15 protein-coding genes are annotated in these 15,890 nt (G+C 61.9%); 12 read left to right on the top strand and 3 right to left on the bottom strand.

Features of this window, described 5'->3' with window-relative positions; translation table 11 throughout:
• Positions 1–22: 22 nt before the first annotated feature.
• Positions 23–679, top strand: a complete 657-nt coding sequence (locus tag MF268_RS05410; protein ID WP_238369874.1) for an SOS response-associated peptidase — start codon at positions 23–25, stop codon at positions 677–679.
• Between the two features lie 83 nt (positions 680–762).
• On the opposite strand, the gene MF268_RS05415 is transcribed toward MF268_RS05410, so the two are convergent.
• Positions 763–1,368, bottom strand: coding sequence for a flavin reductase family protein (locus MF268_RS05415; protein ID WP_238369875.1), 606 nt, complete (start codon positions 1,366–1,368; stop codon positions 763–765).
• 107 nt (positions 1,369–1,475) lie between these two features.
• Between MF268_RS05415 and MF268_RS05420 the strand changes: the two genes are divergently transcribed.
• The 7 genes from MF268_RS05420 (at position 1,476) to ptsP (ending at position 8,285) form a co-directional block, all read left to right on the top strand.
• Entirely contained in the window at positions 1,476–1,955 is a 480-nt protein-coding gene (locus MF268_RS05420) for a GNAT family N-acetyltransferase (protein WP_238370213.1), read from the top strand.
• 58 nt (positions 1,956–2,013) lie between these two features.
• Positions 2,014–2,772: an EcsC family protein gene (locus MF268_RS05425; RefSeq protein WP_238369876.1), complete on the top strand. Its 759-nt coding sequence runs from the start codon at positions 2,014–2,016 to the stop codon at positions 2,770–2,772.
• 131 nt (positions 2,773–2,903) lie between these two features.
• Positions 2,904–3,365 carry an NUDIX hydrolase gene (locus tag MF268_RS05430; protein ID WP_238369877.1) on the top strand — a complete coding sequence of 154 codons (462 nt, stop codon included), beginning with the start codon at positions 2,904–2,906 and terminating at the stop codon, positions 3,363–3,365.
• A 62-nt stretch (positions 3,366–3,427) separates the two neighbouring features.
• A complete protein-coding gene (locus tag MF268_RS05435; RefSeq protein WP_238369878.1) occupies positions 3,428–3,856 on the top strand; it encodes a DUF1178 family protein in 429 nt (142 codons plus the stop codon).
• Complete coding sequence (locus MF268_RS05440; RefSeq protein WP_238369879.1) at positions 3,856–4,500, top strand: SDR family NAD(P)-dependent oxidoreductase; 645 nt, start codon at positions 3,856–3,858, stop codon at positions 4,498–4,500. Before MF268_RS05435 ends, MF268_RS05440 begins: the two co-directional genes overlap by 1 nt.
• Positions 4,501–4,586: 86 nt before the next feature.
• The gene (locus MF268_RS05445) at positions 4,587–5,825 is read left to right on the top strand and encodes an aspartate kinase (RefSeq protein WP_238369880.1); all 1,239 of its coding nucleotides are present in this window, start codon (positions 4,587–4,589) and stop codon (positions 5,823–5,825) included.
• Between the two features lie 210 nt (positions 5,826–6,035).
• The gene (gene ptsP / locus MF268_RS05450; protein ID WP_238369881.1) at positions 6,036–8,285 is read left to right on the top strand and encodes a phosphoenolpyruvate--protein phosphotransferase; all 2,250 of its coding nucleotides are present in this window, start codon (positions 6,036–6,038) and stop codon (positions 8,283–8,285) included.
• Here ptsP and MF268_RS05455 read toward each other — a convergent pair.
• A complete protein-coding gene (locus MF268_RS05455) occupies positions 8,282–8,974 on the bottom strand; it encodes a GntR family transcriptional regulator (protein WP_238369882.1) in 693 nt (230 codons plus the stop codon). The two genes, ptsP and MF268_RS05455, sit on opposite strands and share 4 nt — an antisense overlap.
• Positions 8,974–10,326 (bottom strand): formimidoylglutamate deiminase, encoded by a 1,353-nt coding sequence (locus MF268_RS05460; protein ID WP_238369883.1) that lies wholly within the window; start codon positions 10,324–10,326, stop codon positions 8,974–8,976. Before MF268_RS05460 ends, MF268_RS05455 begins: the two co-directional genes overlap by 1 nt.
• Before the next feature lie 72 nt (positions 10,327–10,398).
• Between MF268_RS05460 and hutI the strand changes: the two genes are divergently transcribed.
• The 4 genes from hutI to hutU are packed head-to-tail and all read left to right on the top strand — an operon-like array spanning position 10,399 to position 15,564.
• Positions 10,399–11,592 carry an imidazolonepropionase gene (gene hutI, locus MF268_RS05465; protein WP_238369884.1) on the top strand — a complete coding sequence of 398 codons (1,194 nt, stop codon included), beginning with the start codon at positions 10,399–10,401 and terminating at the stop codon, positions 11,590–11,592.
• Positions 11,589–13,094: a histidine ammonia-lyase gene (hutH, locus tag MF268_RS05470; RefSeq protein WP_238369885.1), complete on the top strand. Its 1,506-nt coding sequence runs from the start codon at positions 11,589–11,591 to the stop codon at positions 13,092–13,094. The genes hutI and hutH overlap by 4 nt, the downstream gene beginning before the upstream one ends.
• Entirely contained in the window at positions 13,091–13,885 is a 795-nt protein-coding gene (gene hutG, locus MF268_RS05475) for an N-formylglutamate deformylase (RefSeq protein WP_238369886.1), read from the top strand. Before hutH ends, hutG begins: the two co-directional genes overlap by 4 nt.
• A complete protein-coding gene (gene hutU, locus MF268_RS05480) occupies positions 13,882–15,564 on the top strand; it encodes a urocanate hydratase (RefSeq protein WP_238369887.1) in 1,683 nt (560 codons plus the stop codon). The genes hutG and hutU overlap by 4 nt, the downstream gene beginning before the upstream one ends.
• Positions 15,565–15,890 lie beyond the last annotated feature (326 nt).

Raw genomic sequence — 15,890 nt, forward strand, 5'->3', positions numbered from 1 at the left:
GTGTAAATCTAGACTGTCGGATATGTGCGGTAGATTTGCAGTCACCCTGCCTCCGGATGCGATGGCCCAGCTTTTCGCGGCCAAGCCCGCTAATGCCTTGCCCCCAGTGCCGAATTTTAATGTCTGCCCGACAAATCAGGTACATGTGATTCTGGGCGAAGACAGCGGTCGGCGGCTGGTCTCGATGCGCTGGGGGTTCCTGCCGCACTGGTACAAGGCCGAGAATTACGGCCCGCTTCTGATCAATGCGCGGGCCGAGACGGTGGCGGACAAACCGGCCTTCAAATCCGCCTGTCGTGAGCGGCGCTGCCTGATCCTTGCGACCGGGTTCTTTGAGTGGACCAAGGATGAGAAGGGCAACCGTTTGCCGTGGTATTTCCAGCGTCAGGATGGTGAACCGATTGCCTTTGGCGGTATCTGGCAAGGCTGGGGCAAGGACGAAACGCAGGACACCTGCGCCATTGTCACGACGGCGGCGAACAAGCGGGTTTCAGAGCTGCATCACCGCATGCCGCTGATCGTGGAACCGGAGAACTGGCCGCTCTGGCTGGGGGAGGCGGGCCGCGGGGCGGCCCGGCTCATGGTGCCGGGGGACGAGGACGTTCTGAGCTGGTATCGGGTCGATCCCAAGGTCAATTCGAACCGGGCCAGCGGGCCCGACCTGATCGAGCCGATCTGACCGAAAACAGGGGGGGTGATATCGATGCACAACCTGTACACCCCCTGTACGTCGGCGGTGCACCGTTCCGCCCTTGGTCCGGATCAGTCGTCGGGGCGCGTGAGTTCGAACAGGTCGGTCACACGAGTGTAGTCACGATACCCAAGACGCGACAGTGGATGGAACGTGGTTATGTCGAACCGGCCATCGACCAAGCAGTTGTCGCGGATATGGACACCGGTGACTTCGCCCAGCACGAGACGGTTGGCTTCGCCCGGCAGGTCGATGATCCGGGTCAGCTTGCATTCCAGCGCGGCGGGCGCACCGGCGACGCGGGGGCAGTTGATGGTTTCGCATTCCTCGAAATCGAGCCCGGCGACTTTGAATTCGTCCTCCTCCTTGGGCAGGTTCATGGAGGTCTCGTTCATCGCGTTGCGCATTTCGTATTCAACGATGTTGACACAGAAAACGCCGGTCTCGCGGATATTGGCGACGCTGTCCTTGGTGCCGTCCTGATCGTCCTTGGCGCTGGTCGAGGAAAACATCACCTGCGGCGGGAAATAGGCGATGGCGTTGAAAAAGGAATAGGGCGCAAGGTTGTTCTGCCCTGCGGCGTTGCGGGTCGAGATCCAGCCGATCGGGCGCGGCGTGACGATAGCGTTGAACGGGTTATGGGGCAGGCCGTGGCCATCTTCGGGGCGATAGAACATTAGATAACTCCTGACGTTTGCCCTAGGGATAGCGGCGTGATACGCGGATTGCCACCAAATAGACTTAAAGAAAGCCAGCCTCTCCCGTGTATGCCCCTTTGATCGACATGCATCCGGAACTTGCGAGCGACTGGTGGGAGGTCGAAGCGCTTTTCGATCTGTGTTTCGCGCCGGGCCGGACTGCCCTTTCTTCGTACCGGCTGCGCGAGGATGTGCCGCCGGTTGCGGGCCTCTCGACGGTTGCGCGCGATGCGCAGGGCATTCTCGCCGGGGCGATCCGGTACTGGCCGGTCCGAATCGGTGCGGCGCGGTCGCTGTTGCTGGGGCCGGTCGCTGTGCACCCGACGCACCAGGGCGAAGGGCTGGGGGCGCTGCTGATCCAGGGCACCTTGCAGAAAGCCGCCGAAACCGGGTGGGAGCGCGTCATGCTGGTTGGCGATGCGCCCTATTATTCGCGCTTCGGGTTCGAGCGGCTGGATGACGTACATATGCCACCGCCCACCAACCCCGACCGGGTGCTTGGCCGGGCTTTGATTGACGATGCATGGCTGGGCATCTGCGGAGATGTGACCCGCTGGGACGCATAACTTGATTGAAATGCCGCGCATTCGTGCCAATCTTATCGGGAAGCCGGGAGGGTTTGGCATGAATGACATCGTGATGGCACGGCCAGTGGACGCCGAGGCAGAGCTTGACAGGCTGGCAAAGCGTTACCGTGCGGCCAGCGGGATTGGCATGCGGCTGCTGAACGTGCTCGGCAGCCGTGCCGAGAACCTGCTTGATCGTCTGCCCACGCCGATCCGCAACGGCATGGAAGGCGCGACCCAGGCAGCGCTGAAAGTCGCGATGGAGGGCGCGCGTCAGTCGCGCCGGCAGGTGCCGGACCAGAAGGCGTGGATCAACACCGCGATGACCACCGCTATGGGTGCGGCCGGAGGCATGGGCGGATTGCCAACCGCGATGATAGAGCTTCCGGCGACGACCACCGTTCTGATGCGCGCGATACAGGGCGTTGCGGCCGAGAACGGGTTCAACCCCGACGAGGAAAGCGTACAGTTCGACTGTCTTCGGGTCTTTGCCGCGGCAGGGCCGCTGGATCAGGACGACGGGGCCGATCTCTCTTTTGTCACGCTGCGGCTGACCCTGACCGGCCCGACGATGCACCGGATGATCGCGGCGGTTGCGCCGAAACTGGCCACCGTTCTGGGGCAGAAACTCGCAACGCAGACGGTGCCTCTCTTGGGGGCCGTGGCCGGGGCGACGACGAATTATCTCTTTACCAGCTACTACCAGGAAATCGCCCAGGTCCACTTTGGCCTGCGCCGTCTGGCCATCGACTCGGGCGTCTCCGAGGCCGAGTTGGTGACCCGACTCAATCGGCGGATGGCCAAGCCTCTGCGCTAGGGCGGGCATCGGAGATTTCTGCAACCGCCCGTCGGTTTTTCCGGCTTCAGGTGAGAAATCGCGTGAACTGGGCTGCGTCCCATTGTAGTTTTTCCTGACAGGGAAAAACCCGCAGGAAGTGGGAAGACCAGATGATAAGGCAATTGCCGATGCGCATCCGCGCGACGCACAAAAGCGACGTACGCACTCAGTTCGGTGCGCTCTGCTATCGCGTGGAAAACGGCAAGGTCAAAATCCTTCTTATCACGTCGCGCCGGAGCAAACGCTGGATCATTCCCAAGGGCTGGCCCATCGACAAGCTGACACCGGCGCGATCCGCCGCCCGCGAAGCATGGGAAGAGGCGGGCGTGATTGGTGCTGCCATTAATCAGTGCGTCGGGCTTTATGCCTATAACAAGACCAGCGCCCAGAACGGGACGCTGCCTTGTGTCGTCATGGTCTATCCGGTGCGCGTCAAATCCCTCGACCCGGAATTTCCAGAGCAAAATCAACGGCGTGTAAAATGGTTTTCGCCCAAGAAAGCTGCGGCGCGTGTGGTCGAGCCGGAACTGGCGCGGATTTTGAGAGACTTTCGTCCGCAGCAGTTGCGCTGACAGGTCTTGATCTTAACAATTCAACAAATAATTAAAGCACAACGGTTTAACTTGGCACGACCATGATTCAATACGCCTTGAAATGCTCGAACGGGCACACATTCGACAGCTGGTTTCAGTCCGCCAGCGCCTTTGACCGGCTTGCCGGGGCGGGAATGGTGGAATGCAGCGTATGTGGCGGATCTGACGTCGAAAAGGCGATGATGACGCCGCGTGTCGGAGCCGCGCGCGAAGGGCAAAAGCCGGCACCGGCGCTTGCCAAGGAACGCAGCCCGGCGGAACAGGCGCTGGCCGAATTGCGTAAGAACATCGAGAAAAACGCAAGCTACGTCGGTGACAAGTTCGTGAGCGAAGCCCGCGCGATGCATGCAGGCGAGGCCCCTGAACGCGCCATCTATGGCGAAGCACGACTGGACGAGGCCAAGAAGCTGGTCGACGAAGGCGTGCCGGTCGCGCCGCTCCCTTTCCTCCCAACCAGAAAAGCGAACTGATGAAAGTTTTGATCACCGGAGGTAATCGCGGCATCGGGCAGGCGATTGCAAATGTGTATCGCGACGCCGGAGAGACGGTGATCGCCACGGCGCGCGACACGTCGGGCGATGCCAAGCTGGACGTGACCGATCCGGAATCACATCGCCATCTGGCGCAAGCGCTGACCGGAGAGCCGCTCGATCTGCTCGTCTGCAACGCGGGTGTTTATCTCGACAAGGGGCAAAAGCTTGACGACGGGTTCGCGCCCGAGCTTTGGGCCGACATGTTCGCGGTCAACGTGACCGGTGTCTTCCTGACGATCCAGTCGCTGCTGCCAAGCCTGCGCATGGCGTTGGCCCCGAAAATCGCGATCATTTCCTCGCAGATGGCCTCGCAGGAACGGGCGCCGGGAGGCAGTTATATCTATCGCGCTTCCAAGGCGGCGGCGCTGAACCTTGGGCGCAACCTTGCCACGGATCTGCAGGTTGAAGACATTGCCGTCGGCATCTATCACCCTGGCTGGGTGCGCACCGATATGGGCGGCGGCACGGCCGATATCGATGTGGATGAGGCAGCCCGGGGGCTGAAATCGCGTTTCGAGGCGCTGTCGGTCGAGACCACCGGTTGTTTCGAGACATGGGACGGGCGCGCGCATCCGTTCTGATTGAGACTTTGGCGCATGTAAAACCTGTTGCCCTTGGTGTTTACCGCAAGTAAAGCGGGCGCGTTCTTAGGCACGAAGGAAGTAACATGCCCGTTCTCGTGATGAAATTCGGGGGCACCTCGGTGGCAACGCTTGATCGCATCAAGCGGGCGGCGAAACGCGTCGGTGTCGAAGTCGCCAAGGGCTATGATGTTATCGTCATCGTTTCCGCCATGTCGGGCAAGACCAACGAGCTGGTTGGCTGGGTCAATGAAACCTCGCCCATGTACGACGCGCGTGAATACGACGCGGTAGTGTCGAGCGGTGAAAACGTGACCGCCGGGCTGATGGCGCTGACGCTTCAGGAAATGGACGTGCCCGCGCGCAGCTGGCAAGGCTGGCAGGTACCGGTCAAGACCACGTCGAGCCATTCCGCCGCACGGATCGAAGAAATCCCGACCGAGAACATCATGGGCCGGTTCGAGCAGGGAATGCGCGTGGCCGTTGTCGCGGGCTTTCAGGGCGTGAGTCCCGAGGGACGGATCACCACGCTGGGACGGGGCGGGTCGGATACGACTGCCGTGGCCTTTGCGGCGGCCTTTGGGGCGGAACGCTGCGATATCTACACGGATGTGGATGGCGTTTATACGACCGATCCGCGCATCTGCGAAAAAGCCCGCAAACTTGACAGGATCGCCTTTGAAGAGATGCTCGAACTGGCATCGCTTGGGGCCAAGGTGCTTCAGACCCGCTCGGTCGAGCTCGCCATGCGCTACAAGGTGCGCCTGCGGGTGTTGTCGAGCTTTGAGGAACAGTCGGACGAGGCGGGAACGCTTGTCTGTGATGAGGATGAGATTATGGAATCCAATGTAGTCGCCGGTGTCGCCCATTCCCGTGACGAGGCCAAGATGACGCTTTTGTCGGTTGCCGACCGTCCGGGCATCGCCGCCACGATCTTTACCGCGCTGTCCGATGCGAATGTGAACGTCGACATGATCGTGCAGAACATCTCGGAAGAGGGTCGCACGGACATGACCTTTTCCTGCCCGACCGATCAGGTTGCTCGCGCCGACAAGGCGCTGGCCGCGGCCAAGGCAGATGGCGTGCTGAACTTCTCGGAACTGGTGGCCGATACGAACGTGTGCAAGGTGTCGGTCGTCGGGATCGGAATGCGCTCGCACACGGGTGTCGCGGCCAAGATGTTCCGTGTCCTGTCCGATGAGGCGATCAACATCAAGGTGATCACGACCTCCGAGATCAAGATTTCTGTCCTGATCGATCGCAAGTACATGGAGCTTGCCGTGCAGGCGCTGCATGACGCTTTCGAACTGGACAAGGCAGGCTGACCCTCCGCATCGGCGCGCTGGAAATTTCTTGAAGAAATTTCGGAAAAAATTGCGATCAATTTTTTTGCGGATTTGCGCCGGCGTTGGGTTTTCTCTGGCAATCTTCGGGCCTTCCGCCACGGAAATCCATTTCGCTTTTCCGCGTCATGTGTTCTATAGGCTTCGGTCGGGCTGAACGCCCGGAGGTTGCATAGGACACCTGTCGCCAGAATGGCTGAACGCATGGAAACCGAAAGCCGCAAGCTTTTGCGGCGGTTGCGAGACACGATGGCCAGCGATGTGGCCGGGCAGGCGCGGCTGGATCAGATCACCCATCTGATTGCCGACAGCATGGGGTCCGAGGTCTGCTCCGTTTACCTTTTCCGGGACGAGGAAACGCTGGAGCTCTGCGCGACCGAAGGTCTGAAACCCGAGGCCGTTCACCAGACCCGTATGCGGCTGGGCGAGGGTCTTGTCGGGCGTGTGGCGCGTACCGGGCAAGTGGTGAATACCCCCGACGCCCCGGCGGCCAAGGGGTTCCGCTATATGCCGGAAACCGGCGAAGAGCGGTATTCCTCTTTCCTTGGCGTGCCGATTCAGCGGCTTGGCGAAAAGCTGGGCGTGCTGGTGGTGCAGTCCCGCGATGCGCGGGAGTTTTCCGAAGACGAGCAATACGCGCTGGAAGTGGTGGCGATGGTGCTGGCCGAGATGACCGAGCTTGGTGCCTTTATCGGTGAGGGTGCAGCGCTGTCGGCGCGCCATCAGCAGGCCGTCCTTTTGCGCGGGACGACCGGGCAGGAAGGCGCGGCCGAGGGTCATGTCTGGTTGCATGAACCTCGTGTGGTGGTCGCCAACCCGATCTCGGACGACCCTCAGAGCGAGCTGGTGCGTCTTACCGAGGCCGTCGAGCAGTTGAGGGTCGGCGTTGACCGGATGCTGGAGATGTCCCTGACCGGGGACAAGGACCAGCTTCAGGTGCTTGAAGCCTATCGCATGTTCGCCAATTCCAAGGGCTGGATGCGGCGGATGGAGGAAGACATCAGCCGGGGTCTTTCTGCCGAAGCTGCCGTGGAAAAGGAACAGTCGCAGGCGCGGGCTCGGATGCAGCAGGTGCAGGACGCCTATCTGCGAGAGCGACTTTCGGATCTGGACGACCTTTCGAACCGTCTTTTGCGTATCCTGACCGGGCAGGGGAGCGAGACCGGGGCAGAGATGCCGCCCGATCCGATCCTGATCGCGCGCAACATTGGCCCCGGGGATCTGCTTGAATACGGGCGCAAATTGCGTGGCATCGTGCTCGAGGAAGGGTCGGTCGGCTCGCACGCGGCCATTGTCGCGCGGGCGCTGGCGATTCCGCTGGTGGTCCATGCCAGCCGGATCACCACCGAGGCGCTGAACGGCGATCACATCATGGTCGATGGCGATCAGGGCGTGGTGCATCTGCGCCCGGACGATACGGTGGTCAGTGCCTTCCGCGACAAGATCGCGATGCTGGCGCAGGCGCAGGAGCGGTTCAGTTCGATCCGGGGGTTACCAGCCGAGACCAAATGCGGCCGCACCATCGGGATGCATATGAATGCCGGGCTGATGGCGGATCTGCCGTCGCTGGAAAGTTCGGGCGCCGAGGGGGTAGGGCTTTTCCGCACGGAATTGCAGTTTCTGGTGCGCAACCAGATGCCAAAACGGTCGGAACTGAGCGCACTTTATGCGCGGGTTCTGGATTCGGCCAAGGGCAAGCGGGTGGTCTTTCGGACGCTGGATATCGGCTCGGACAAGGTGCTGCCCTATATGAAGCCCAATGACGAACCGAACCCGGCGCTGGGCTGGCGCGCGATACGGGTGGGACTCGACAAGCCCGGCATCATGCGGATGCAGCTGCAGGCGCTGATCCGTGCGGCGGCGGGTCGGCCGCTGACGCTGATGTTCCCGTTCATTGCGCAGTTCGAGGAATATACTGCGGCGCGGGCCGAACTCGACAAGACCATCGCCCGAGAGGAACGTCTGGGCCATGTGCTGCCGGAATCCATCGAAATCGGCGCAATGCTCGAGACGCCTTCGCTGGCCTTCGCACCCAAGAAATTCTTTGACGATGTCGGGTTCCTGTCGATTGGCGGCAACGATCTTAAACAGTTCTTTTTTGCCGCCGACCGGGAAAACGAACGCGTGAGGCGTCGCTATGACACGCTGAACGTCAGCTTCCTGAGCCTGATCGACAAGGTGGTGCAGCGCTGCCGGGAATCGAATACGCCGCTGTCTTTCTGCGGAGAAGACGCGGGCCGGCCTATAGAAGCCCTATGCCTTGCGGCCATCGGGGTAGAGACCCTGTCGATGCGCCCGGCGTCGATCGGTCCGGTCAAGAGCCTGCTGCGGCGGGTGAACCTTGAAGAGGCGCGCGAGATCATCTGGGATGCGCGCGAAAGAGGCGAACAATCGGTGCGCCCGGCCATCGTGGAATGGCTGCGCAGCCAGAACGGCAATTAAATCTCTAGTCTGACCCGGTGGTTCGGCGCGAAATGCGTTGTGACCAGCGTTGCGGCGTGGTCGCCGGGGCCAAAGGTGCTGCGCTGCATGCAGAGCAGGGCGGTGCCGGGGGCGCAGCCGAGCTGTTCCGCCTCGAAATCACCGGCCGGCGCGGCGCTATAGTCCAGCGTGCCATGTGAAAACGGCGCATGCTGGACAAGCCATTCATTCGGGCTGGTTTTTTCCAGCTCGGCGGTCTCGAAACCCGGCGCGGCGGACAGGTGCACCCAGCGGTCCTCCAGCGCGAAGGGGTGACCGTCAGCCAGATAGAGCGTCTGGACCCGTTCCACCGGGGCGTCATCCGACAGACCAAGCGCGGCACGCAGAGGGCTGGGCATTTTTGAACGGCTGCGGGACAGGATGCGATGGGCGAAACGCTGGCCGCGCGCCTCGATTTCCTCGCGCAGGAGCGGGATGGCAAGCTGGGCGCGGCGTTGCGGGGCGCGGGCGACCCGGGTGCCGGCCTTTCGGCGACGTTCGAGCCATCCTGCCTCGGCCAGCGCCCGCAGGGCCCGGTTGACCGTGGCGCGCGAACAGCCGAACTCCTCGGCAAGGTCAGCCTCGTTCGGGATCAGCGTGTCGGGCGCCCATTCGCGGCTGTGAATGCGGCGCAGCGCTTCCTTGTGGATGTCCTGCCAGCTTTGCGCCATCACATGACCTCGGCCAAGCGAGAGAGGCAGGCGCGGTAGTTTGCGGTGATGGTCTCACGGGCGATGTGGCGGCCACCCTGTACGACGTGACGCCCGGCGGACCATACATCGCGCACCAGCCGGTCGTCGCGGGCAAAAATCCATGTGTCGAGGATCTGATCGCCGCTGCGCCCGATGAGGTCGGCATCATCCGCATCCAGCGCGATGAGATCGGCAAGATATCCCGTCGCGATACGGCCGGATTTGCGCCCAATGGCTTGTGCGCCGCCTGCCGTGGCCGCGTCGAACAGGCGTCGGCCCGTGCTGCCGCCGGGCGCGGCGAGAACGGCGCGGCCCTTGTCGCGCAGCCGCTGGGAGTATTCGAGCTGACGGAGTTCTTCGGCAAGGGAAATCCGGATGTTGCTGTCCGACCCGATCCCGATGGCACCGTCGTTTTCCAGCCAGCGCACACCGTCGAAAATCCCGTCGCCCAGCGAGGATTCGGTCAGCGGGCAAAGTCCGGCCACTGCGCCACTCTGCGCCAGCGCGGCGGTTTCATGCGGCTCCATCTGGGTGCAATGGATCAGGCACCAGTTCTTATCCGGCGGGCAATTGTCGAGCATCCATTCGACCGGGCGGGCGCCGTAGGCGGCCTTGATCTCATCCACTTCGGCGACCTGTTCAGCAAGATGCATGTGGATCGGGCTGCTGGATTTGGCCAGTTCTGCCAGTGCGTTACGGGTGACCGCGCGAAGAGAATGAGGCGCGGCGCCGATCTTTGCGTCCTCGGGGAGTAGGCTTAGCGCCTTGGCTGTCTGCGCGTGAAGATTGTGAAAACGGTCAAGATCGTTGCCGAAGCGGATCTGTCCGGGGCCAAGCGGTCGCCCATCGACGCCGCCTTGCTCATAGAGCACTGGCAGGAGGGTCAGACCGATGCCTGTCTCACTGGCGGCGGCGCAGATCGCGGCGCTCGTCTCGGCGAGGTTGGCATATGGCGTGCCCCCCGGCTGGTGGTGCAGATAGTGGAATTCGCCGCTGGCCGCATAGCCGGATTCCAGCATCTCCATCTGTACCTGCGCGGTGATGGCGCGGATGTCTTCGGGGGTGAGCCGGTCGAGAAAGCGGAACATGAGCTGCCGCCATGTCCAGAAACTGTCACGCCCCGATGGCCCGCGCGCTTCCGTCAGCCCCGCCATCGCGCGCTGAAACGCGTGGGAATGCACGTTCGCAGGGGCGGGGAGCAGGATGCCGACATGATGATCGGGGCTTTCGCCGCCGAGCCGCGCAATCGTGCCATCCGGCGCAAGGGTAAGCGTGACATCACTTTGCCACCCATCGGTAAGCAAGGCGGCGCCGGCATGGAAAACGGTCATTTGGACTCTCTTGACGACTCAATTATGTCTATACATAAAGTTATTAAAGTAGACATAAAAGGTCAATCACGGATGGTGGAGCGAGTTCTGGTCGGGGTGCGGATCGCGACGATGACCGGCGGCGGTTACGGGCTGATCGAACATGGGGTGATTGCCCTGCGGGATGGAGTGATCGCCCATGTGGGGCAGGCCATTCCCGATGATTTCGCAGGCGTGACGCCCGAGGATATGGGCGGGCGGCTGGTCACTCCGGCGCTGATCGATTGCCACACGCATCTGGTTTTTGGCGGCAACCGGGCCTTGGAATTCGAGATGCGGCTGAATGGCGCGAGCTATGAGGAGGTCGCCCGCGCCGGGGGCGGCATCGTTTCGACAGTACGCGACACGCGGGCGGCGGATGAGACGGCGCTTGTCGAGGGGGCGCTGGCGCGGCTTGATGCGCTGATCGCCGAAGGGGTCGGCGTGGTCGAGGTGAAGTCCGGCTATGGGCTCGACCTCGATACCGAGTTGCGGATGCTGCGGGCGGCGCGGACACTGGGCGTGCGCCGCAACGTGGCGGTACGGACCTCATTCCTCGGCGCACACGCCGTTCCGGCAGAATACAAGGATCGCCCTGATGCCTATCTCGACGAGGTCTGTATCCCCACGCTCAAGGCCGCCCACGCCGAGGGGCTGGTTGATGCGGTGGACGGGTTCTGCGAGGGAATTGCTTTTGACTGCAAGCAGATCGCGCGCGTCTTTGATGTCGCCAAGGAACTGGGCCTGCCGGTAAAGCTCCACGCGGAGCAACTGTCCCATCTGGGCGGAATGGCCTTGGCGGCCGAATACGGGGCGCTGTCGGCCGATCACGTGGAATACGCGAATGACGAGGACGCGCGGGCACTAGCGGCCGCGGGAACCGTCGCCGTGCTGCTGCCCGGGGCGTTTTACACGCTGCGCGAGACGCAGGTGCCGCCAGTGCAGGCGTTTCGGAATCACGGGGTGGCGATGGCGCTGGCGACTGATTGCAATCCGGGCTCCTCGCCGCTGGCCTCGCTGTTGTTGACACTCAACATGGGCTGCACCCTGTTCCGCCTGACGCCCGAAGAGGCGCTGGCCGGGGTGACCTGCCACGCCGCCCGCGCGCTGGGCCTGACGGATCGCGGAGAGATCGCGCCGGGATACCGCGCGGATCTGGCAGTCTGGGATGTCGAAACACCGGGCGAGCTTGCTTATCGGATCGGGTTCAACCCGCTTTATGCCCGCATCATTGGAGGTGAAGGATGATCGTGACACCGGGGCAGGTTTCCCTGTCGGATCTTGAGCGCATCTATCGCAATGAAACGCCCGTGCGCCTTGCGGACGAGGCACGTCCAAAGGTCGAGGCGGCTGCGGAACTGGTGGCCAAGGCGGCAGCGGCAAGCGCGCCGGTCTATGGGGTGAACACCGGGTTCGGCAAGCTCGCGAGCCGCAAGATCGCCCCGCAAGATACCGCAAAGCTTCAGGAAAACCTGATCCTGTCCCATTGCTGCGGCGTCGGCGCGCCGCTGTCTGAACGGCTGACGCGGCTGATGATGGTGCTTAAGCTGATGTCGCTGGGGCGTGGGGCTTCGGGCGTGCGCTGGGATATTTGCGCGCTGATCGAAGGGATGCTGGAGGCAGGGGTTACGCCGGTCGTGCCGCATCAGGGATCGGTCGGGGCCTCCGGCGATCTGGCGCCGCTCGCCCATATGACGGCGGTTTTGATCGGGGCGGGCGAGGCGTTTTACAAGGGGGAACGTCTGTCCGGTGGTGCGGCGCTTGAAAAGGTCGGGCTGACGCCGGTTGTTTTGGGGGCGAAAGAGGGGCTCGCGCTGATCAACGGCACGCAGTTTTCCACGGCCTGCGCGCTGGCCGGGTGTTTCGGGGCCGAGCGGGCGGTACAGAATTCGATCATCATCGCCGCGCTGTCGACTGATGCGATCATGGGCTCTACCGCGCCGCTGACGCCGGAAATCCATGCTTTGCGCGGTCACAAGGGGCAGATCGACGTGGCGGCGCGGATGCGGGCGCTGATGGAAGGCTCGGAAATCCGCGAAAGCCATCGTGACAATGACACGCGGGTGCAGGACCCGTATTGCATCCGGTGCCAACCGCAGGTGGTTGGCGCGTCATGGGACGTAATCCGGCGTGCCGGGCAAACCCTTGAAATCGAAGCGAATGCGGTGACGGACAACCCCTTGGTGCTGGTCGAAACCGGGCAGATCGTTTCGGGCGGAAATTTCCACGCGGAACCGGTGGGCTTTGCCGCCGACGATATCGCGCTGGCGCTTGCCGAGATCGGTGCCATCGGGCAGCGTCGCGTCGCGCTGATGGTCGATCCGACGCTGAGTTATGACCTTCCGCCGTTTCTGACACCCGATCCGGGGCTGAATTCCGGCTTTATGATCGCCGAAGTGACCACGGCGGCAATGATGAGCGAGAATAAGCATCTCGCCAACCCATGTGTGACCGACAGCACGCCGACCTCTGCCAACCAGGAAGATCACGTGAGCATGGCGGCCCATGGGGCGTTTCGCCTAATGCGGATGATCGAGAACCTGAACGTCATTCTGGGGATCGAGGCGCTCTGCGCGGCGCAGGGGGTCGAAGCGCGAGCGCCGTTGCAAACCTCGGGGCCGCTGGGCAGGGTTATCAAACGGTTAAGGCAAGACGTTCAACCTTTAGTTGATGATCGGTTCCTCGCGCCGGACATTGAAATCGCGTCTTCTCTGGTGCGCGACGGTGTCTTCCCGGAGGTCGTGGCATGATCGAAATTCAACGTGGAGAGGGGCCGCTCGTGCTGGGCCTGCCGCATACGGGGACCGATCTGCCCGAGGAGGTCGCCGCGCGGCTGAACGAACGCGGGCTGGCGATAGCGGACACGGACTGGCACATCCATCGGCTGTATGACGGGCTGCTTGACGGGGTGACGACAGTGCGCACGCCGATCCACCGCTATGCCATTGATGTTAATCGAGGACCTGACGATTCAAGCCTGTATCCGGGGCAGAATACGACGGGTTTGTGCCCGGTGACCGATTTCGACGGCAATCCAATATATCGGACAGGCGAAGAGCCGGATGCCGCTGAGATCGAACACCGGAGAGAGCGCTATCACGCGCCGTATCACGATGCCCTGTCCGCTGAATTACAGCGCGTGAAGGATATCCACGGTGTTGCGGTCTTGTACGATTGCCACTCGATCAGGTCGTGGATTCCCTATTTGTTCGACGGCAAATTGTCGGATCTCAACATTGGGACCAATGCAGGGCAGAGTTGCGATCCGCTTGTGGAAAACTGTGTGGATAAGATTTGCCGCTCAACTCAGGGTTACACGTCGATCCTTAACGGAAGGTTTAAGGGAGGCTGGACAACGCGCCATTATGGAAGACCTTTCGAGGGTTTTCACGCGATCCAGATGGAGCTGGCGCAATCGACCTATATGACGGAATCCGCGCCCTGGACCTATCTGCCTGAGAAGGCTGGTCCAACCCGTACCGTGCTTTCGGAAATCCTTCAATCCTTGCAAACTCTCGCCCTATCCGGAGACCTGACATGACCAATCCGCGCCATAATATCCGCGATATTTTCCCGCCCACCGGGCCCGAGATCACCGCCAAAAGCTGGCTGACCGAGGCGCCGATGCGGATGCTGATGAACAATCTGCATCCCGATGTCGCGGAAAACCCGCATGAGCTGGTGGTTTACGGCGGCATCGGCCGGGCCGCGCGGACGTGGGAAGATTTTGATCGTATCGTCGCCGCGCTGAAAGAGCTTGAAGCGGATGAGACGCTGCTTGTGCAGTCGGGCAAGCCCGTGGGTGTGTTCAAAACCCATGAAAACGCGCCGCGCGTTTTGATCGCGAATTCAAACCTCGTGCCGCATTGGGCGAATTGGGATCACTTCAACGAGCTCGATAAAAAGGGGCTGGCCATGTACGGCCAGATGACGGCCGGGTCGTGGATTTACATTGGCACGCAAGGGATTGTGCAGGGAACCTATGAGACATTCGCCGAGGCCGGTCGTCAGCATTACGGCGGGGACCTGACGGGAAAATGGATCCTGACGGGCGGTCTTGGCGGCATGGGTGGGGCGCAGCCACTGGCCGCTGTCTTTGCCGGTGCATGCTGTCTGGCGGTCGAGTGCAATCCTGACAGCATCGATTTCCGCCTGCGCACGAAATACCTCGACGAAAAGGCGGAAACGCTGGACGAGGCGCTGGAGATGATCGAGCGCTGGACCAAGGCGGGCGAGGCGAAGTCGGTCGGTCTTCTGGGGAATGCGGCGGATGTTTTTCCGGAACTTGTCCGGCGCATGAACGAAGGCGGCATCCGTCCGGATATGGTGACCGATCAGACCAGCGCGCATGATCCACTGAACGGGTATCTGCCGCAGGGCTGGGGCCTCGCCGAATGGCGCGAAAAGCGCGAAAGCGATCCGAAAGCGGTGGAAAAGGCTGCGCGGGCGAGCATGAAAACCCACGTGGCTGCAATGGTCGATTTCTGGAACGCAGGTGTGCCGACGCTGGATTATGGTAACAATATCAGGCAGGTGGCGCTGGACGAAGGTCTGGACAATGCCTTTGCCTTTCCGGGATTCGTGCCTGCCTATATCCGGCCGTTGTTCTGCCGGGGTGTCGGTCCGTTCCGTTGGTGTGCGCTCTCCGGTGATCCGGAGGACATTTACAAGACGGACCAGAAGGTCAAGGAACTGATCCCCGATGACGAGCATCTGCACCAGTGGCTTGACATGGCGCGCGAACGTATTGCGTTTCAAGGGCTGCCCGCGCGGATCTGCTGGGTCGGGCTGGGGCAGCGGCACCGGCTGGGGCTGGCGTTCAACGAAATGGTCCGCAATGGCGAGCTGAAAGCGCCGGTGGTGATTGGGCGCGATCATCTCGACAGCGGTTCGGTCGCTTCGCCCAACCGTGAAACCGAGGCGATGAAGGACGGCTCGGACGCCGTGTCGGACTGGCCTCTGCTGAATGCGTTGCTGAACACGGCGAGCGGGGCGACATGGGTGTCGCTGCATCACGGTGGCGGTGTGGGCATGGGGTTCAGCCAGCATTCCGGCATGGTGATCTGCTGTGACGGGACGGAAGAGGCCGATAAACGTCTCGAGCGCGTGTTGTGGAACGACCCGGCGACGGGTGTGATGCGCCATGCGGATGCAGGGTATGACATCGCGCTTGATTGCGCGCGCGAGCAAGGGCTGAACCTGCCGGGTATCCTCGGCTGATCGGTTCCTGAAGCTGGTAGAAACTGGCGCTGGTTGGCGTCATCTTATGCTGTGGAGGATCCTTGGCGGCCTTCCAGCGCGGGTCAGATGTCCTGACGTCAATTGGCGTCACATCTATGACATGAATAGCTGTATAGGCTGGAAATGATCGAATGGCGCGAGAATCACTCGCGCCATTTTTTGTATGGTTGCGTCGCAAAACCGTAGCAAACGGTCCTTGGAGGGCCAAAGTTCCGATTAAATTTTGTCCAATTGGAAAAATTTTCGCGATCTAACGGCAAACCGGGCTGTGTTTGCTTTGACGCGATGCCCCGGCAGGGGACAGC

It is taken from the genome of Heliomarina baculiformis, assembly GCF_019966545.1.
Classification (GTDB): Bacteria; Pseudomonadota; Alphaproteobacteria; order Rhodobacterales; family Rhodobacteraceae; genus Heliomarina; species Heliomarina baculiformis.